The organism is Actinomyces qiguomingii (assembly GCF_004102025.1).
Classification (GTDB): domain Bacteria; phylum Actinomycetota; class Actinomycetes; order Actinomycetales; family Actinomycetaceae; genus Actinomyces; species Actinomyces qiguomingii.
In genome coordinates, this window is the sequence record NZ_CP025228.1 from 3072085 (window position 1) to 3092227 (window position 20143).

14 protein-coding genes are annotated in these 20143 nt (G+C 67.8%); 3 read left to right on the plus strand and 11 right to left on the minus strand.

Annotation, left to right across the window (positions count from 1 at the left end; translation table 11 throughout):
- Positions 1–128: 128 nt before the first annotated feature.
- Positions 129–2063 (minus strand): glutamine--fructose-6-phosphate transaminase (isomerizing), encoded by a 1935-nt coding sequence (gene glmS / locus CWT10_RS12925; protein WP_103063316.1) that lies wholly within the window; start codon positions 2061–2063, stop codon positions 129–131.
- Positions 2064–2215: 152 nt separating this feature from the next.
- Between glmS and coaA the strand changes: the two genes are divergently transcribed.
- The gene (gene coaA, locus CWT10_RS12930) at positions 2216–3214 is read left to right on the plus strand and encodes a type I pantothenate kinase (RefSeq protein WP_103063324.1); all 999 of its coding nucleotides are present in this window, start codon (positions 2216–2218) and stop codon (positions 3212–3214) included.
- 101 nt (positions 3215–3315) lie between these two features.
- Here the strand turns inward: coaA and CWT10_RS12935 are convergent, their stop codons facing one another.
- The 4 genes from CWT10_RS12935 to CWT10_RS12950 all read right to left on the minus strand — a co-directional run bounded on the left by CWT10_RS12935 (position 3316) and on the right by CWT10_RS12950 (position 7294).
- Entirely contained in the window at positions 3316–3693 is a 378-nt protein-coding gene (locus CWT10_RS12935) for a hypothetical protein (RefSeq protein WP_103063317.1), read from the minus strand.
- Between the two features lie 719 nt (positions 3694–4412).
- A complete protein-coding gene (locus CWT10_RS12940; RefSeq protein WP_103063318.1) occupies positions 4413–4637 on the minus strand; it encodes a hypothetical protein in 225 nt (74 codons plus the stop codon).
- Positions 4638–6121: 1484 nt separating this feature from the next.
- The gene (locus CWT10_RS12945) at positions 6122–6508 is read right to left on the minus strand and encodes a winged helix-turn-helix transcriptional regulator (protein ID WP_103063319.1); all 387 of its coding nucleotides are present in this window, start codon (positions 6506–6508) and stop codon (positions 6122–6124) included.
- 153 nt (positions 6509–6661) lie between these two features.
- On the minus strand, positions 6662–7294 hold the full coding sequence (locus CWT10_RS12950) for an NADPH-dependent F420 reductase (RefSeq protein ID WP_103063320.1): 633 nt from the start codon (positions 7292–7294) through the stop codon (positions 6662–6664).
- Between the two features lie 339 nt (positions 7295–7633).
- Here CWT10_RS12950 and CWT10_RS12955 point away from each other — a divergent pair, with 339 nt between their 5' ends.
- On the plus strand, positions 7634–9196 hold the full coding sequence (locus CWT10_RS12955) for a Re/Si-specific NAD(P)(+) transhydrogenase subunit alpha (RefSeq protein WP_103063321.1): 1563 nt from the start codon (positions 7634–7636) through the stop codon (positions 9194–9196).
- Between the two features lie 4 nt (positions 9197–9200).
- Entirely contained in the window at positions 9201–10709 is a 1509-nt protein-coding gene (locus CWT10_RS12960; RefSeq protein WP_103063322.1) for an NAD(P)(+) transhydrogenase (Re/Si-specific) subunit beta, read from the plus strand.
- A 2117-nt stretch (positions 10710–12826) separates the two neighbouring features.
- Here the strand turns inward: CWT10_RS12960 and glmM are convergent.
- The 6 genes from glmM to CWT10_RS12990 all read right to left on the minus strand — a co-directional run bounded on the left by glmM (position 12827) and on the right by CWT10_RS12990 (position 19623).
- Complete coding sequence (glmM, locus tag CWT10_RS12965; RefSeq protein ID WP_103063246.1) at positions 12827–14185, minus strand: phosphoglucosamine mutase; 1359 nt, start codon at positions 14183–14185, stop codon at positions 12827–12829.
- 139 nt (positions 14186–14324) lie between these two features.
- Positions 14325–14816 carry a 30S ribosomal protein S9 gene (gene rpsI, locus CWT10_RS12970; RefSeq protein WP_103063247.1) on the minus strand — a complete coding sequence of 164 codons (492 nt, stop codon included), beginning with the start codon at positions 14814–14816 and terminating at the stop codon, positions 14325–14327.
- 43 nt (positions 14817–14859) lie between these two features.
- Entirely contained in the window at positions 14860–15303 is a 444-nt protein-coding gene (gene rplM / locus CWT10_RS12975; RefSeq protein WP_103063248.1) for a 50S ribosomal protein L13, read from the minus strand.
- A gap of 237 nt (positions 15304–15540) precedes the next feature.
- Positions 15541–16488 (minus strand): tRNA pseudouridine(38-40) synthase TruA, encoded by a 948-nt coding sequence (gene truA, locus CWT10_RS12980; protein WP_199176346.1) that lies wholly within the window; start codon positions 16486–16488, stop codon positions 15541–15543.
- A gap of 226 nt (positions 16489–16714) precedes the next feature.
- Positions 16715–18928: a hypothetical protein gene (locus CWT10_RS12985; RefSeq protein WP_103063250.1), complete on the minus strand. Its 2214-nt coding sequence runs from the start codon at positions 18926–18928 to the stop codon at positions 16715–16717.
- A complete protein-coding gene (locus tag CWT10_RS12990; RefSeq protein ID WP_103063251.1) occupies positions 18925–19623 on the minus strand; it encodes an ABC transporter ATP-binding protein in 699 nt (232 codons plus the stop codon). Before CWT10_RS12990 ends, CWT10_RS12985 begins: the two co-directional genes overlap by 4 nt.
- Positions 19624–20143: the final 520 nt, after the last annotated feature.

The following is a 20143-nucleotide window of genomic DNA, read 5'->3' on the forward strand; positions in this document are numbered from 1 at the left end:
CGTCCGGGGGCGCTCCGAGCGTCGGCGCCGCCACCGCTGATGGAATCGAATGGGCGTGGCACAGGGCCGGGTCCTATGGCGGTACTCACCGTCCCATCATCATCGCGTCACAGCGTTAGCGCCACCGGCTACTCCACGGTGACGGACTTGGCCAGGTTGCGTGGCTGGTCCACGTCCAGGCCCTTGGCCTTGGCCAGGGCGGCGGCGAAGATCTGCAACGGCACCACCGTCAGCAGCGGCCACATCAGGGTCGGGGCGGCCGGGATGTGAATCACGGTGTCCGCAAAGGGCGTGACCGCCTCATCGCCCTCCTCGGCGATAACGATGGTGCGGGCGCCACGTGCGCGCACCTCCTGAATGTTGGAGATAACCTTGTCGTGCAGAACGGGGCGGCGCGGGGTCGGCACAATGACGAACACCGGCAGCCCGTCCTCTACCAGAGCGATGGGGCCGTGCTTGAGCTCACCAGCGGCGAAGCCCTCGGCGTGCACGTAGGCGACCTCCTTGAGTTTCAGTGCCCCCTCCAGGGCCACCGGATAACCGACGTGCCGCCCCAGGAACAGGAAGGAGCTCCGGTCGGCCAGCTGCTCCCCCAGCTCGCGCACCATGTCCTCCTGCTCGGCGAGCAGGCGCTCAATCTTGGCGGGCATCCGCCCCAGGTTGTCCAAGTACTCGGCGACCTCGTCGGGCCACTTGTTGCCGCGCAACTGCGCCAGGTACAGGCCCAGCAGGTAGCAGGCGGTGATCTGGGCGATGAAGGCCTTCGTGGAGGCCACGGCCACCTCCGGCCCGGCGTGGGTGTACAGGACCGCATCGGCCTCACGGGCGATGGTCGAGCCGTAGGTGTTGACGATGGCCAGGACCCGGCTGCCCTGCTCGCGGGCGTGGCGGACCGCGTGAATGGTGTCCATGGTCTCCCCGGATTGGGAGATGGCCACGGTCAGGGTCTTCTCCGAAACGATCGGGTCGCGGTAGCGGAACTCGTGGGCGAGTTCGATCTCCACCGGGATACGGCACCAATGCTCAATGGCGTATTTGGCCACATGCCCGGCGTAGGCGGCCGTCCCGCAGGCGACCACGATGATCTTGTCGATACTGCGCAACACGGTCGGCTCGATGCGCATCTCGTCCAGCACCAGCTCGCCGCGGTCGTTGACGCGTCCGAGCAGGGTGTCGGCGACGGCGGTGGGCTGATCGTGGATCTCCTTGTCCATGAAGGTCTCGTACCCGCCCTTGACGGCGGCCGAGGCGTCCCAGGAGACCTCCCAGGTGCGCGGGGCGACGACGTTGCCGGCGGCATCCCACACGGTGACGGCGTCGGCGGTCAGCAGCAGGACCTGGTCGTCGTCGACCTCGGCGGCGTGGGTGGTGAAGGCGACGAAGGCGGCCACGTCCGAGCCGAGGAAGTTCTCCCCCTCTCCCAGGCCGATCACCAGCGGACTGGAGCGCCGGGCCGCGACGATCGCGCCGGGGGCGAACTCGGTGACGGCCAGCAGGGCGAAGGTTCCCTCCAGGCGGGCGGTGACGGCGCGCATGGACTCAACCAGGGCCGCGGCGGCCGCGTCCGGTTCCACGGCGTCGGCCTCGCCCGCGGCGGCCAGCCGGGCAGTGAAGTCGAGGTCGAGCAGGTGGGCGACAACCTCGGTGTCGGTGGCGGAAAGCAGGGTGCGACCCGCATCCTCAACCTCTGCGCGCAGGGCGCGGAAGTTCTCAATGATGCCGTTGTGGACGACCGCCAGGGAGCCGGCCCGGTGGGGGTGGGCGTTAGCGGTGGTGGGGCCGCCGTGGGTGGCCCAGCGGGTGTGGCCGATGCCGGCGGTGGCCGGGGCGGGCTTGGCCCCGTCCAAGGCTGCGCGCAGGTTGTCCAATTTGCCTGCGGCCTTCACGGTTGTCAGTCGTTCGGTCCCGTTGGGGCGCACCAGGGCGATGCCGGCCGAGTCGTAGCCGCGGTACTCCAGGCGGGACAGTCCGTCCAGCAGTACCTCCAGGGAGCGGCCGGAGCCGGGGGCGTCTGCGGAGCTGATTGAGGTCAGGGGGCCGACGTGGCCGACGATTCCACACATGTGGCTGATCGAACCACCAACCCGCCTCCCGATTCAACGTGCTTGCTGCATGTGGACTGACACGCGGAGCGATGACCGATTGAGAGGTGCACCGTCACAGCCTCGGGGGGACGGCGGCGCGTGCGGGTAAGGTGACAATGCGCCACACTGGCATGGTGAACACCCCCGTCTGCCCCGCGGCGCCGTCCGGAGCGGCTCCCTCGCCGTACATCGAGCTGCGCCGCGACCAGTGGCGTGCGCTGGCATCCTCTGCGCCGTTGCCGCTGACCCAGGCGGATGTTGAGAAGCTGCGGGGCCTGGGCGACCCGATCGACCTGCCGGAGGTCGACGTGGTCTACCGGCCGCTGACGGCGCTGTTGGAGCATTTCATCGCCACCGCTCGTGAGCGCGCCCGCCGCACGGCCGGCTTCCTGGGGGTTGATGAGCGCCCGACGCCGTTCGTGGTGGCTGTGGCCGGTTCGGTGGCCGTCGGCAAGTCGACGACGGCGCGCCTGCTCGCCCATCTGCTGGCCCGCTTCCCCGACACCCCGCGCGTGGACCTGGTGACCACCGACGGCTTCCTGCTGCCCAATGCGGTGTTGGAGGAGCGCGGGCTGACCGCACGCAAGGGCTTCCCGGAGTCCTACGACCAGCGCGCCCTGCTGGAATTCGTGACCGCGGTGAAGTCCGGTGCGCCCAGGGTGGAAGCACCGGTGTACTCCCACACCGTCTATGACATCGTGCCGGGAGCGAAGAAAGTGGTGGAGCACCCCGACGTGCTGGTGCTGGAGGGGCTGAATGTGCTGCAGCCCGCGCCTCGGGGGCGGCGGGTGGTTCACGACGACGGTCTGCCGGCGGCGTCGGCGCTGGCGGTGAGCGATTTCATCGACTTCTCCATTTACGTGGACGCCGATCCGGAGCACATCCGCCGCTGGTACCTGGATCGTTTCCTGACGCTGAAGCACACCGCATTCAAGGACCCCAACTCCTACTTCCGACGTTACGCGGCCATCCCGGACGATATCGCCCTGGCGGCGGCCAACGAGGTGTGGGAGAGCATCAACCTGACCAACCTGCGGGAGAACATCGCCCCCACGCGCGGACGGGCCACGCTCGTGCTGCGCAAGGACGCCGACCACCACATGAGCCGGGTGCTGCTGCGCAAGGCCTGACTGCTCCCGACCGAGTTGGGACCCTGCGGCAGCGCCGACCGTCAGTGACGGCCGACTGTGTCCGCCTGCTGCATGAAGCGGCGGGACATGAGATAAGCGATTCAGCGATTATTGGCGCGGCGCTCCTGTTCGATTTCGTCGTTGGGGACTGGCCAGTAGGAGCCGTCGTCGTAGGCAGCTGCACGGGAGCCGCCCCACTCCCAGATCGTTTCCACCGCGGCCGCAGCGGCCAGCAGGGCCTGGTCCTCATGCTTGGAGAAACGCGCCGTGCCGGGCACGCGCAGCGTACCGTCCTCCCGGAACACTCCGGCAAATGCCTGCGACGTCCACTCCGGACCGAGCACCGCCGGCAGCGCCACGATGCATAGGAACAAGAGCATGACGATGTTGGGGATGAGACCGCGCCAGTTCGGCTTGTCCCTGAGCATCAGGGGCTCATGGGCAAGCAGTGTCCGATCGACGGGCAGGGCGCGTGGCACCACTCCTATGGAAGGTATGGCTTGCGCGGCACGTGGGTCCACGCCCCGGCCTGATGGTTTCAGGTCGGGGCATTTTGTATGGCTTGCGCGGCACGTGGGTCCACGCCTTGCCGGGTGCGCAGAGCGGGCACGGTCTCGCTGGCGTAGCCGCGGGCCAGCGCCCAGGACCAAACGGCGTCGGCCTCGACCTCGAGTCGCGTTCGGGAGGATTAGGCGCGGAGCGGGCAGTCTCGTTCTTTTGCCAGCCGTTTCCACCTCTACCACGGTCACCGGGGCGTGTTTGCCGGTGGCGTCTGTGACGACGATGAATCCGGCACGGGAATCGGGCCAGGACAGGTGAACCATCCGTAGCAGGCCTCGTGAATGTATGCCGTGAACATCAAAAGGGTGCGGCACCGCGATCGGACCCGCCTTGGGGGCTTTGCCGGGTGTATTCAGTCATCGCTGCTCCTGGGGATATGCGCGCCGATACTCGATGTGCTGGGCGGTGGCGACGCGGCGGTGCTCCACCTCGGCGTCAGCGGCGAGGAGGCCCTATCCTCGGGCGATAGTCCGCCTGCGGGCGCCGGCGGCGCCGCATACGGCCCGTCGTATCGAGCGCCGTATCGGGGGGCTGTCTCCGGCGCGGACGGTGACGGCGGTATCGCTCCGACCGGTGCGGCGCCGACTTCGCGTGCGTAGCCGACTTCGCGTGCGTAGCCGCGAGACTCAGCCCATATTCAGATCTCGTCGACCTCGGCTAACGGCGGCACGGCTACCCCGAAGGCGAGCAACCGGGAGCCGATTGTTAGAAACATGATTCCCACCAGCGCGAAGAATCCGCCGAAGACGTAGGTGAAGGAGCTTGGCCGGCGCACCAGCGCCTCCGGTGCCTGCATCGACGCGCCGACTGCGGGGACGCCCCCGTACGAATCGGGCGGATCGTTGTGAACGGACGCAGGCATGTCAACTCCCTCAATCGACTCGCGGGCGGGGCCTGACCCCGGTCGGTCCCGGACCGGCAGCAGGACATGCCACCACCGCATCCATCCCGTTACTTTGACCGCAGCAGAGTCGCCGTGCCGCCTCGCGCCCCGGCAGGAGGGTTATCTCACAGCCACCGCCGCTGCTGCCAGAAGCGCACGGCCGCCAACGCGCGCGACCCCATCCGGCCCAGCCCGACCCGGCCCGGCCCCGCGGGTGTCTACTACGCCGCCCCGGCCTCTACTACGCGGGTTCGGTCTCTACTACGCCGGCCCGGCCTCTACCACCGTCCGACGGCGTCACCGCCGGTGCGTCCGCGGGTGTCTACCACGCCGGTTCGGCCTCTACTACGCCACTTAGACCTTTGCTGAAGGCCTCCGCGCCCTTCAACCAACGCCTAACCAGCGTACCCAATACCTAACTGGCGTACCCAACACCCAAGCGGCGTACCCAATACCCAACCGGCGTACCCAACACCCAAGTTGCGTAGCACACGAGGGTTACAGGCAGCGATCCCCAGCGCCGACAACAGCCGCAACCACGAATCGCAGACCAGACCTCCGCCCCGGCCGCAACCACGGATGTCTACTACGCCGGCCCGGCCTCTACCACCGTCCGACCGCGTCACCGCCGGCGCGTCCGCGGGTGTCTACCACGCCCGTTCGGCCTCTACTACGCCACTTAAGCCTTTGCTGAAGGCCTCCGCGCCCTTCAACCAACGCCTAACCAGCGTACCCAATACCTAACTGGCGTACCCAACACCCAACCGGCGTACCCAACACCTAACCGGCGTACCCAACGCCTAAGTGGCGTAGCACACGAGGAACTACGGGCAGCGATCCCCAGCGCCGACAACAGCCGCAACCACGAATCGCAGACCAGACCTCCGCCCCGGCCGCAACCACGGGTGTCTACCACGCCGGTTCGGCCTCTACTACGCCGGTTCGGTCTCTACTACGCCACTTAGACCTTTGCTGAAGGCCTCCAGGGCCTTCAACCAACACCTAACCGGCGCACCCAACGCCCAAGCGGCATACCCAACACCTAACCGGCGCACCCAACACCTAACCGGCGTACCCAACGCCTAAGTGGTGTACCCAACGCCTAAGTGGCGTACCCAACGCCTAAGTGGCGTAGCACACGAGAGACTACGGGCAGCGATCCCCAGCGCCGACAACAGCCGCAACCACGAATCGCAGACCAGACCTCCACCCCGGCCACCCCCGCAGATGTCTACTACGCCGGCCCGGCCTCTACCACCGTCCGACCGCGTCACCGCCGGCGCGTCCGCGGGTGTCTACCACGCCCGTTCGGCCTCTACTACGCCACTTAGACCTTTACTGAAGGCCTCCGCGCCCTTCAACCAACGCCTAACCGGCGTACCCAACGCCCAAGTGGCGTAGTAGACGCGGGCTACGGGCAGCGATCCCCAGCGCCGACAACAGCTGGGGCCTGCGGGAAATGGCTAACCCGCATGCTCGGCGTCGTACGCCTCGCGGGCGGCGAGCACCTCATCCATGTGCCCGACGGCCCATTTCTCCAGGGCATCCATGACATCGGCGAGGTCTCGCCCCAGCTCGGTCAGCGCGTAGGTGACGCGCGGAGGCGACTCGGTGTAGTACTCCCTGCTGACCAGACCGTCGCGCTCGAGCGTACGCAGCGTCTGGGTGAGCATTTTGGTGGAGATGCCGTCCACCCGCCGTGCAATCTCGGTGAAGCGCAGCGGGCCGTCGTACAGGGCGCCGAAGACCAGTACGCTCCACAGCTCGCCGAGCTCACGCAGCAGCCGTCGCGAGGGGCAGGATCGAGTGTAGGGGTTATAGGCGTGATCGCCCTCGCCTGCCGCGCTCATGCGCTGGTCCTCCCTTCACCCCGCCGTCGACACCCGACCGATGGGTTATATCGATCCCTGATGAAGGTACAGCGTACAGGGCTGTGCCCGCCGTCCCGAGTAGGGCGGCGGGCACACGCGTCACACGGTTGGTGGGCTGCCCGGCGGACAGCTTCACTTGACGACGGCGAAGCCTCCGGTCCAGGCGACCTGCTCGCTCAGGGCCAGGCCTATCTGGAGCGCACCCATGGCCTCCAACTCGTGCGCCCGCTTGAGCGCTCCGGCGTCCGCATACGCCAGGCCCGCAGCCTCCGCGAGCCCACGCAAGGTCGCCTTGGCGTCCTGACTGTCCGAGGCGACATAGACGGTGGCCGGCTCACCGGCGATGGTGCCGGTGGCGAGGGTCGCGGCGAAGTTCGTGTTGAAGGCCTTGACGACCTGCGCGCCGGGCAGGCGGTCGGCAACCTGCGCAGCAGCGGAGGAGCCGGGTGCGACGACCGAGTCGAGCGTGCCAAAGTCGATCGGATTGGAGGGATCGACCACGATCTTGCCGGCGAAGGTGTCGGCCGGGTATGCGGACAACACCTCAGCGATGGCCGGGTAGGGCAGGGCCAGGACTACCAGGGTGCCGGTGACGGCGTCGCCGACGGTTCCTGCGGTCGCGCCGTCGGCCGCCGCGGCAGCCTTCGTCTCGTCGCGGGCCAGGACCTGGACGGAGGCTCCCGCCTTGACGGCGAGCTGTGCGACGGCGGAGCCGATAGCGCCGGCCCCGAAAACGGTGACGGACGGGAGTGAAGTAGTAGCCACGATGTTCTCCTTGTTGCGTGCGGCGGTTCCGACAAACGTTACTCTCTCGCGGATACTCACTTTCCACAAGAGATCATCAGTGTGAGCTGAGCCGCAGTATGGGCGCGGGGGTGAGTAGCCGGCCTACCTGCCTCCAGCCCGCGTCCGGCGGCGGTGTCCGGGCCGACGCCGAGCGCCTGGCATGGCAGGCGCCTCCACCCCGCCTCCGGCGGCGGTGTGATACCACGTGACACCCTCCCCCGCCACGTTCTACTGTTATGCCAGTCACCCCATGCGCACCCGCCTTCCCCGCGCAGAGCCGAGTTGCGCCGCCGGGCGCGCCCGCTGAAAGGAGTTTCTATGCGTCTGGGAATCCCCTGTCAGCCTCCGGACCGTTCCATGACCGCGGCCACCCCGCAGACGGTCGAGCAACTGACCCGCCTGGGCTACGACGTCGTCGTCCAGCGCGGAGCCGGAGCGCCGGCTCATTTTCCCGACACCGCCTACGAGGATGCCGGTGCCCGGCTCGCCGATCGTGACGAGACCTGGGGCTGTAACGTCGTCGTCACCGCCTATGCTCCCGACGACGCCGAACTCGACCTCATGCACCCCGGCGCCACTCTCATCGGCCGGCTCGATCCCGCCCGTCGTCCGGAACTCGTTCAGGCCCTACAAGAACACTCCCTGACGGCTCTCGCGATCGACACGGTGCCGCGCATCTCGCGAGCGCAGTCCATGGACGTGCTCTCCTCCCAGGCGAACCTGGCCGGCTACCGGGCCGTGATTGAGGCCGCCACACATTTCGGGCGACTGCTCAACGGCCAGGTGACCGCGGCCGGCAAGTTTCCGCCCGCCTCCGTGTACGTAATCGGCGCGGGTGTGGCCGGCCTGGCCGCAATCGGCACCGCCTACTCGCTGGGAGCCGTTGTCAAGGGAACCGATGTTCGTCCGGAGGTGGCCGACCAGGTCAAGTCGGTGGGCGCCGAGTTCGTGCCCGTTCCCACCGCCCAGGAGGTCTCCGCCGACGGCTACGCCAAAGAGATGAGCACCGACCAGGCAGCTCTGGCCAACGCGCTGTACGCCGAGCAGTCCGCCGCCGCGGACATCGTGATCACGACGGCGAACATCCCCGGCAGGAAGGCCCCGCTACTGCTGGACCGGGCCGCCGTAGACGCCATGCAGCCCGGCTCGGTGATCGTGGACATGGCCGCAGCCAACGGTGGCAACACCGAACTGACCGTGCCCGGAGAAGTAGTCACGACCGAGGGTGGAGTGATCATCGTCGGTTACACCGACCTGGCCGAGCGCCTGCCGGCCCAGGCCTCCCAACTGTACGGCCGCAATATTCTCAACCTGCTCACGCTGGTCACGCCCGCCAAGGACGGTAATCTAACCCTGGACCTGGACGACCAGGTGGTGCGGGCGATCACCGTGTGCCAGGCCGGCGAACTGCTGTGGCCTCCGCCGCCAGTGGCGGTCTCGGCTGCCCCCAAGGCGGCGCCCGCAGCCCCGGCCCCGGAGCGGTCCGCAGCCGAGGTGCAGGCCCAGGCCGAGTCCGAGGCCGCCGCCCGGGCGCGCTCGCGCCGCCACCTGAAAATCGGCGTCGCGCTGGCCGTCGCGGCCCTCGCCGCACTGGTGCTGGTCACCCCCGCCGCCGCCACCAATCACTACATTGTGCTGGCACTGGCGATCATCCTCGGCTTCCACGTCATCTCAAACGTGACCCCGGCACTGCACACGCCGCTGATGTCGGTGACGAACGCCATTTCCGGCATCATCCTGCTGGGCGCCATCTCCCAGGTCGGCAACGACAACCCGGCGGTCAGCGCGGTCGCCTTCATCGCGATCATGCTCGCATCCATCAACGTCTTCGGCGGTTTCGCGGTCACCAACCGCATGCTCGCCATGTTCCGGAAGGAGTGAGGGCATGTCCCGCGCAACTGCTGCCTGCCTGCCCGCATTCACGTCTGCGGCTGTGCCGTCCGAGCTCTCAGCCGCCGCGAGCGACGGCGTCGGCCTGGCTCTGCCCTCGCCGGTAGCACTGGCCTACGTCGCCGCGGCGGTGCTGTTCATCGCGGCCGCCGCTGGGCTGTCCCGCCACGAGACGGCGGTGACCGGGAACATTGCCGGCGCCGTCGGCATGGGGGTTGCGATCGCGGCCGCCATTGTCCTGGCGCTTACCTCCGACCCCGGTCAGGGCGTGGTGACGACGGCGGTCCTGATCTTCCTGGCGATCGGCATAGGCGCCGTAATCGGCATGGTGCTGGCCGGAAAAGTCGCCATGACCGGCATGCCCCAGCTGATCGCCGTCCTGAACGGCCTGGTCGGCCTGGCCGCCGTGTTAGTGGGCTACAGCTCCTACGCCTCCCCCGACGCGCTGGCCGAGTCACTGGGCGGCTTTCACCTGGGCGAGGTGTTCCTGGGCGTGTTCGTGGGTGCGGTGACTTTCACCGGTTCGGTGCTGGCGGCGCTCAAGCTGGCCGGGCGCGTGCCAGGCCGACCGATCACCCTGCCGGGCCGCAACAGACTCAACCTCGCCGCGCTGCTGGTCAGCCTGGTGCTGATGATTGCCTTCATCGCACTGCCCTCCGGTTCTACGGCAGCCTGGGTGTGCCTGGCGGTGATGACGGTGATCGCCCTGGCCCTGGGCGCACACCTGGTGATCGCCATCGGTGGCGGTGACATGCCCGTGGTTGTGGCCATCATGAACTCCTACTCCGGCTGGGCCTCCGCCTTCACCGGTTTCATGGTCAACAACGACCTGCTGATCATCACCGGCGCCCTGGTGGGCTCCTCCGGCGCCTACCTGTCCTACCTGATGTGCCAGGCGATGAACCGCTCCTTCGTCGCCGTGCTGCTGGGCGGCTACGGCACTGAGGGGTCGGTAGCCGCCCCCGTAGAGGGCGAGGCGGGCGCGATCCAGCGCACCGACGTGGGAGCCGTGGCCCGTTCGCTGCAGGATGCCAAGCGCGTGGTCATTACCCCCGGCTACGGCATGGCGGTGGCGCAGGCACAGTATCCGGTGGCCACGCTTACGGAGATGCTGCGCAGGGAGGGCGTGGACGTCACCTTCGGCATCCACCCCGTGGCCGGCCGCCTGCCCGGGCACATGAACGTGCTGCTGGCTGAGGCGAAGGTCCCCTATGACCTCGTGCTGGAGATGGACGAGGTCAACGATGGCTTCTCCGACGTCGACGTCGTCCTGGTCATCGGCGCGAACGACACGGTCAACCCGGCCGCTGAGGAACCCGGCTCCCCCATCGCCGGCATGCCGGTGCTGCGGGTGTGGGACGCCAAGCGGGTCGTGGTGTTCAAGCGCTCCATGGCCTCAGGCTACGCGGGCGTGCAGAATCCGCTGTTCTTCAAGGACAACACCGCCATGCTTTTCGGCGATGCCAAGGAGACCGTGGAGGAAGTCATCCGCGCCATGGAGTGAGTCCATGCGGTGAACTCCCCTGAAACCGGGCCGGGCCCCGCACCGGCGAACGGCGCGGGGCCCGGCCGCTAAGTCCCTCACGTACGAGTACCTGCGGTGAAGAAGCCGTGCATCAGGCGCCCCGAAGGCGTTGGCGGCGGTGAACAGGGCGTTGGAGTGATACCGATGCCGCAGCGCTTGACGTTGGCGTCGGCAGCGCTTGTCCCAAAATCCGACACTCCACCCCAGCATCCGGCGCCCGACACGTGGCGAAACCACCGGCGGCCGCGACCACCGCAGTGGACACACGAAACCACCAGATCGTTCCGGCACGCACGCCGGGAACACTCCACCCCACCGGCCCTCCATCCCTACTGGGTCTCCACACCCCGGGCCCACTCCCAAAGCCAAAAACCGCGCAGAACCGAACTCGATCGTCACAACAACCGAACTCGACGATCGGGAGGCAGGCGCACCTCCATCTCAATGCACCCGGAGGTGCGAGGTGCTTCCTGACGTAAATACCGCGGCGGGTCACACCTTCGAGAACGTCTCAATACACCTGGAGGTGCGAGGTGCTTCCTGACGTCGGGTGGTGGTGTACACCACTCAGACGGCTGCCTGTCTCAATGCACCTGGAGGTGCGAGGTGCTTCCTGACGCCAATGATATTGTTGATTGTCGCCTGGCCACTATCGTCTCAATGCACCTGGAGGTGCGAGGTGCTTCCTGACCCCTACCTCTGGAAACCGCGTCATACCGCCACTTCCAGAGGCCAGATCGCCACCGACCCCGCAAGCACCCCACGAGACCGGCTAACACCACCCCAAAACTACCACCTTTCGTTGAAAACAAGCCAAGCGCCACCGACACCCCCCAAGCCCCCTCCAGCCACCAACTTTCAACGAAGTCATGCGGAAAAGTCGGGGTCAAAACGCACCAAACTTTGTACCGTAGACCAAATCGCAACCTCACCGCCACACCCCACCAACCACACACGCCACACCAGCACCGCACGCCACAGCCCCGGACACCACCCACCTACACCCAACCAACACCACCGACCACCAACGCCCCCGGCAAGCACCACCTCGAACACCCACCAACCCCGCCGGGACCTCTACTACGCCACTTCACCGTTGAGTACGCCACTTAGGACTCTGCTGAACGGTCCAGAGGCCTTCAACAAACACCTAAATGGCGTAGTAGAGCCCGAACCGGAGTAGTAGACATCGAACCGGAGTAGTAGAGCTCCAACCGGAGTAGTAGAGCTCCAACCGGAGTAGTAGAGCTCCAACCGGAGTAGTAAACCCACCAACCCCGACCCCGGCCCCAAAACGGCTCTTCCAGTTTGAGGGTGCTGGCGGTGGTGGGTGTGGACCCAGGCGGCTGCCGGCCGCGTACTTGGACCGCGTTACTGCGCATGGACCGGGCTCCTGCGCTTGGACCGTCTGAGAGTGCGTTCCAGGCAGTCCAACGGCAGCCAGACGGTCCAACGGCAGCCAGACGGTCCAACGGCAGCTGGTGGTCCAACCGCGGCCCGATCGAACAAAGGAAGGACCCGGCCTACAACCAGACGCCCTGATCTGCCCACCACATCAACGCGGTAGGCCGGCACCTGGGAGCCAAAGTGTCCAGAATCGGCACAAACACCCCGCCCCTCCCAACACACACCCTCAGACTCGTTGAAACCATGCGGACCTGGTAGACGACGTCGGACGAAGGAACATCGTTCGTGCCGAATCCGGACACTCCCCCACCCCGCCAACCCCACCAACCGAACTCGATCGTCATATCGACCGAACTCGATGGTTATATCGACCGAACTCGGCGGACGCGCCTCAAACCGGAAGGGCCACCAAACCGGACGGGCCACTACATCGGCCCGGTCCTGGCGCCTGGCGCGGCCGCGCCACCAAAGTTCGGTCGTGGAAGAGGGCGGCCGCCGCCGTCTCCGTGAGGGGGACAGCCGAACCGCTAGTGGCGACCGCCTCTTCCACCACGCGCAAGTCGAGGTCGCGCCCGATCAAGGCGATGGGCACCCGCGCAGGCATTGACGAACCGGGGACTCGGCGGCAAGCGCGTGCTAATGCGCGGCGTCCAGCAGTCGCAGGCCGCCGCCCCCGGCGTCGGGCCGCGTCACAGGGCGAGGTTGTCCTTGACGACGGCGGCCAGGCCGGCGGCCACGCGGTCAGCCTCCTCCTGGCTGGCGGCCTCCACCATCACGCGCACCAGCGGCTCGGTACCGGACGGGCGCAGGAGCACGCGGCCGGTCTGTCCAAGCTGCTTCTCGGCGTCGGCGACGGCATCCTGCACCGCCTTGTTGGTGCCGGCGGCGGCCTTGTCGACCCCGGGGACGTTGATGAGCGTCTGCGGCAGCCGCTGCACGATGCTGGCCAGCTCGGCCAGGGACTTGCCGGTGCGCTTCATGCGGGCGGCCACGCGCAGGGAGGTGAGTACGCCGTCGCCGGTGGTGGCGTGGAGGGTGTCGATGACGTGCCCGGACTGCTCGCCGCCGAGGGTGTAACCGCCCTGCAGCATCTTCTCCAGCACGTAGCGGTCGCCCACGCCGGTCTGCACGATGCGGATGCCGTGCTCACGCATGGCCAGGATCAGGCCGAGGTTACTCATCACAGTGACCACAAGCGTGTCGGAGCCGAGGGTGCCGTCGGCCTTCATGCCCACGGCCAACAGGCCCATGATCTGGTCACCGTCCACCAGGTTGCCCTCAGCGTCCACGGCCAGGCAGCGGTCGGCGTCGCCGTCATAAGCCACCCCCATGTCCGCCCCGACGCTGCGCACGTAGGCCTGCAGCTGCTCGGGGTGGGTGGAGCCGCAGTCGGCGTTGATGTTCAGCCCGTCCGGGGAGGCGTTGATGGCGATCACCTCGGCGCCCGCGTTGCGCAGGGCGGCGGGGCCGACACTGCTGGCGGCGCCGTTGGAGGCATCCACCACGATGCGCAGGCCGGACAGGTCGGTGGCCACGGAGTCCACCAGGTGGTTGATGTAGGTCTGATCGGCCACCGTCTCGCCCTTGATGACGCGGCCCACGTCGGCGCCGGTGGGGCGGGGAAGGTCCTCGCTCAGGGCCGCCTCGATGCGGTCCTCCACGGCATCCTCCAGCTTGTAGCCGCCGCGGGCGAAGAACTTGATGCCGTTGTCCGGGAAGGGGTTGTGGGAGGCGGAGATAACCACGCCCAGGCTGACATCCTGGCTGGCGGTCAGGTGCGCGATGGCGGGGGTGGGCAGCACGCCCACCCGAGTGACGTCCATTCCGGAGGCGGCCAGGCCAGCGCTGATGGCGTGGTCGAGGAACTCACCACTGGCACGGGTGTCGCGGCCGACGACGGCGCGGGGACGGCGGCCCAGCCGGTGCGGGGATTCATCCGAGCCGACCAGCACACTAGCCGCGGCGCGGCCGAGGCTGACTGCGAGATCAGGGGTGAGCAGTTCATTGGCGAGTCCACGGACGCCGTCGGTGCCGAAGAGTCGTGTCATGGGATCCTCCTGTTGGTTGAAAGCGGGCCCATCATTACACGCCAGAACGTAATCCGGCGGTCACCTCCGCGTCGGGAGGTGACCGCCGGTATGCAACGCTTTGCTCGGTGCGGCGAATACGGTGTCCGCGCCGCCGCGGTCAGCGCTTGGAGTACTGCGGAGCACGGCGGGCCTTGTGCAGACCGGCCTTCTTGCGCTCCACAATGCGCGCGTCACGGGTCAGGAAACCGGCCTTCTTCAGGGCCGGACGGTTGGCCTCACGGTCAATCGCGTTCAGGGCGCGGGCGATACCCAGGCGCAAGGCTCCGGCCTGACCGGAAATTCCGCCGCCGTTGATGCGGGCAACCACGTCAAAGCGGCCCTCGAGCTCGAGGAGCGTGAAGGGGGCGCGCACGAGCTGCTGATGCAACTTGTTGGGGAAGTAGTCCTCAAGCTCACGGCCATTGATCTTCCACTGGCCGGTGCCGGGAATGAGGCGGACGCGGGCAACGGCCTCCTTGCGGCGGCCTAGCCCCATGCCAGGGGCGGTGATGGACTGGCCGCGCCCTTCGGTGGGCGTGGATTCGGTGGTGTAGCTGGCGGGGGCGTTGTCCTCGTCCAGCGCGTCGATGTCGACGGTGGTCTCAGCCACGATGTGTCTGTCCTTTGCTTATCGGGTGCCGGGCGCTGGGCGCTTACTGGGTGACCTGGGTGAGCTCGTAGCTCTGCGGATTCTGAGAGGCGTGCGGGTGCTCCGGGCCGGCGTACACCTTCAGCTTCTTCAGCTGGGCGCGGCCCAGACGATTGTGGGGGAGCATGCCCTTGACGGCCTTCTCCACGGCCCGCTCGGGGCGGGTGGCCAGCAGCTCCCGGTAAGAGATGGCAGTCAGACCGCCCGGATAGCCGGAGTGGCGGTAGGCAAACTTCTTGTCGGCCTTACCGCGGGTAAGGACGACCTTGTCGGCGTTGATGATGACGACGTAGTCGCCGCAGTCCTCGTTCGGGGTGAACTGCGGCTTGTGCTTCCCACGGAGCAGGGTGGCAGCCTTGGCTGCGAGCTGGCCGAGCACAACGTCACTGGCGTCAATGACGTACCAGTTCTTCTTGACGTCGCCTGGCTTCGGTGTGTACGTGCGCACTGGCGTTGCCTTCGTTTCTTTTTGGCGGGCGGGCACGCGAATACAGCGCGGACGCTGGCATCGGCGGGACCGCCATGGTCAGATGAGGTGGTCGGAGCACCGGCCGCAAGTGGCGAGTGGGATGGCACCACGAACGTGATCGCATGCTGCACGACGTTGCCCAACCCTACCGGCAGCCGCTCTGAACGGTCAAAGCCGGTGGTGTCCCCGGGGCCGTGAAACCTGACACGCCCGCAGTCACTCGCAACAGCCCGGCACCCGGCGCAGGGTGCGGGCCCGCTCGGCCTGAGCGGCCAGATCGGCGTCGGCGGGGTAGCTGACAGCTTCTAGGGTGAGGCCGTGGGCGGGGGCTACGGGTGCCGCCTGTTCGCGGCTGCAGGCGGCCAGCAGCCGGGCAGGCCAGTCGACGTCTCGCCGCCCGGTCCCGACCGTGAGGGCGGCCCCCACCAGGGAGCGCACCATGGAGTGGCAGAAAGCGTCGGCGACGACGGTGAGGGTCACCAGGCCGCCGTCGGCGCCGGGCGCGTCGGCGGGCAGGCGCAGCCAGGATAGTTCTTTCAGGGTGCGGATGGTGGTGGCGCCCGCACGGGGACGGCAGTAGGACAGGAAGTCGTGCTCGCCGAGCAGGGGTTGGGCGGCGGCCTGCATGGCGTCGACGTCGAGGGTCTCGTTCAGCCAGAGGACCTGCCCGCGGCGGGCGGGGTCGCGCGGGGCACCGGTGGGGCCGCCGTCGGCAATGCGGTAGCGGTAGCGGCGGGTCAGGGCGGAGAAGCGGGCGTCGAAGGCGGCGGGGACCAGGCGCGCACCGTGCACTACGAGGTCCCCGGTGCCGCGGGGGGCCGGGACGGGCCCGTGCTGAGCCTCGCGGGCGAGCACGCCGGCGAGTCGATCCAGCAGGGCCTGCTCGGGGGTACGCGTCGAGCGCCCGGGTAGCGCCCGCCAGGCCGCGGTGGGTACGTCCAGGTGGGCTACCTGCCCGCACGCGTGTACGCCGGCGTCGGTGCGCCCGGCCACGGTCAGCCGCACCGGAGACCGCAGCACGGTGGCCAGGGCATCGGTCAGCACACCCTCCACGGTGCGCTGTCCGGGCTGGGCCGCCCAGCCGTGAAAACCGGTGCCGTCGTAGGCCAGGTCCAGGCGCACGCGCACCGACTCGGGGCGCGTCGAGTCGGGGGCATTGCTCATGGGCACCATGACACCACAGCCCGGGTGCTGCCTTAGCCCGTCCGCCTCGGTGCTAGACGTCGGGCCACGTCCCACTTGCACGACCTTGGTGTGCGTTCCACGACCACCCCGGGGTCGCGCAAAACACCCGAGGGTCGTGCAACGTGGCCCAGGGTCGTGCAAAAGCAACGGCGACATCTTCAGCAGCCAGCCCGGTCCTTCGCACGCGCACCCAGGGACGAAAGCTCTATCTGCGCAGCTCGGCCGCGGTGGCGCCCGGACGCCAGGCGCGCACGTAGCGCCGCGCCAGGTTGCCGGCCAGCACCGCGGCGACGAGCGCGGCCACCACCGTCAGCGCCAGCGCCGCCGCGGTGAATGCTGGACTGGGGTGCCACAGGGTGGCGAACTCGTCCGTTGTTCCGGTGACCTTGTCCATGCCCATGGGCATGATCTGGTAGGCGAGCACGCCGAATCCGCCCGAAACCAGCAGGGGCACGCCCGCGCTCCAGGCCGCGGCGGCAGAGGCTATCCGGGGTCGGCCCAGCAGGGAGCCCAGCGGCGCTAGTAGCGCGCCGAGCCCGCGGGCGTCGGTGGCGACAACCACCGCGAGCGCCACGAATACGCCAGTGAGCCCCACGATGGCGAGCGTGATGACCCAGTTGGCCTTGAGGAGGGTGTCCACGCCGGAGACGATCCACTCGGAGCGGAGGCCAACCACCGCACCCGGGATGCGCTCGCTGGCCAGCGCCTGCAACTGGTTAGTGTCCAGATCGCTGCCGTCCAGAGAGACGAGAACGAGAGTCTGGTCATCGCTTACCGCGGCGGTGGCATCCACCGCAGTGACATCCGCCAGCTGCGCTCCGGCCACGTAGCGTTGGCGAGCCGTGGTCAGGGTGGCGCGCTCGGCACCGCCGGCAGGGCAATCCAGCTCCAGTGCCTCGAGCGTCACGCAGTCGGCACTAAGCGTGGTCACGTCCTGCTGCAGCTCCTCGTCCCAATCAGCCTGACCCACGCCAACCACACCCGTATTCTCAGGCAGCGCCGCCACGAAGGCACTTGTGTCAATACGGCTGGTGATCTCCAGCACGCTGGTTCCGAAGGCGTCCCTGTTAGCGACTGAGCCGTAGTAGGCCACCCCGAGCGAGCCAACCCACAGCTGTACAAATCCAGCCATAAGGACCGCGGCGCACACCCCGGTGGCCAGACGCCTGCTGCGCACGGTCTGCCGCTGCAGCACCCGGCCTCCCACCAGGGCCCCCGGGGAGCGGCGCCACAGCCCTGCTCGCGCGAGCCCGGCGCCGATGGCCTGGGTGCAGACAGTAATCGGCGCCCACGCGGTTACGGCGACCACCGCGCCGGCCAGCGTGCACAGGATTGTCTTATCGGGCCAGTTCGGCCAAAGCTGCGGCACGCTGACGGCTGCCACAATGGCGAACAGGCAGATGGAACTGGCCAGCCCGCGGTTGGGCTCGCCACCCCGGGACCGGTACCTTCCTCCCAGACGCCGCACCGCGGCACGGGCCAGGATGAGCGCCAGGTTGGACACCAGCCAAGCCGCCAAGAGGGCCACGATGAAGACCACCAGGGCTGCGCGGGTGTCGGTTGCCAGGTACCGGGTATCCAGGAATGGGATGCTGATGTCCTGCAGGCAGGCGACCGCCAGCAGCACCCCGGCGCCTACGGCACCGACGAGCGTCGCACGCAGAAGCTCGAGCGCATCCACGATCGCCATATGGCGGCGCTGCAGGCCGATGGTCATGAACATCAGCCCGTCGCGGCGCAGCGACTGCGCGCCCACACAGGCACCGGCGGCCACGGTGATAAGCCCGGTGACTGACAGCGCAATGAGCGCCAGCGGCACTGTCTCGCCCTTGGGGCTGCCGTAGAGATAGCCGACGCCATGAAGCATCATGTCTTCGTCTTCCGGCGGCGCCCCGAAGCCCGAAACCGGGAACATCGCCTCGGCTTGCAGCGCATCGGAAGTTGGGCGCATGTACACGCGTCGCTCGGTGGGACTCTCTAGGGCGGTCGGGTCGATAGTGCCGACCACCTGTCCGTAGTTCAGGGCGGCATCTCCGGTGAGTTCTTCCGCGAGCTGTGGGGAGACCACCGCCTGGCCAGGCTCTGGCCACTGATCCACACCCGGGGGCAACGGTGCGTCACCGGAGAGCGGCTCGATCACGCCGATTGTCACGGGGCGGTCATTGCTGCTGCCGTAGGCGTAGTGGTACAGCAGTTGGGCGTCGTCTTCGGAGTCCACAAAGACCGGGGAGGCCGCAGCCGAGCGCTCGGTACGCAGGTCAACGGTGGCGGCGGCCAAGACGGCTCCGAGTGCCCCGACACAGGTGAGGAAGGTTCCGAGTGCCACTACGATTGCGCCGGCGCGCGTGCCGGCATGGGCATGCTGGCGCCGCAGCGCACGCGCAACCCCGACCAATCCCTTTAGCAGTGCACCACTCACAACTGTGGCTCCAGGCGTCCGTCGGCCAGGCGCAGCACCGCGTCGGCACGCTCGGCCACGCTCATGTCGTGGGTGACCAGGAGAATGCCACAGCCGCGTGTGCTCGCCTGCCCCAGCAGCAGGTCCACCACCGCCTGCCGGTTGTCGGGGTCGAGGGAGGCGGTGGGCTCATCCGCAACGAGCAGTTGGGGAGAATTCACCAGTGCGCGCCCGATGGCCACACGTTGCTGCTCCCCGCCGGAGTAGGTGCCCACGGGCCGTTCCAGTTCGGCCAGCCCCAACTCGCTCAGTGCGTGTTCAGCCCGTTTGCGGGCCTCGCCCGCGTCCACACCGGCGGCCAACGCGGACAGCATCACGTTCTCCACCGGGCTGAGTTCGTTGAGCAGGTAGCCGGACTGGAATACCATGCCGATAGTCTCGCGGCGCAGGCGCGAGGTCGCCCCGGACAGCCCCGCGTCCACCGGCTTACCGGTAATGCGAATCCTGCCCGCGTCCGGCTTCAGCAGTCCCAAGACGATCGACAGCAGCGTGGACTTGCCGCTGCCGGAGGGGCCCACTATGGCCACTGACCGCCCCGCAGGGACGGTCAGCGACACATCGTGGAGCACCTGCTGTTTGCCGTAGGAGAAGCTGACCCCGTCCATAACGAGGGCCGACACATCCGATTCGGGAGGCACGATGTTCGTAGCATTCATGGCGGGTATATGACTCCTACTAGACCGTTGGGCAACCTGCCCGTTCAGCCCCAGTTGGAGCAACGGTCGCTCGCCCGCTGAATATTCACACACGCTCTCACAGAGGTAACCCTGAAGCCGTAGGTCCGCGAGACCGAAGCCCCCCTCCCGGCAGTATTGTCGAGACGATTGCGGGTGTTGTTGACATTCGCATACACCGAGTGCTTTTCCGCAGCCGTATCCGTAATGGTGACCGTGTTACCGGAACGACTTGCGGACGCCCCCGTGGTTGACACCGCCACCAGCACCAACGCCAGTGACGCATACATCTTGGCACGGAATTCCCGGCCTGTCAACAGGAATTATCTGCGCCGCCAAACCAACACCTAGCGCACACACACCGTTACCCTAGTGCCAAGATGCGAGATTGTTGTGCATTCGTATGCGCTTATATCCTTTTCTCCGGCGCGGCGCGCCTTCACTTGTGGCCAAGCCACCGGTACGGCCGACATGCTCATTGAGCGCCGGAGGCGGTAGCGTC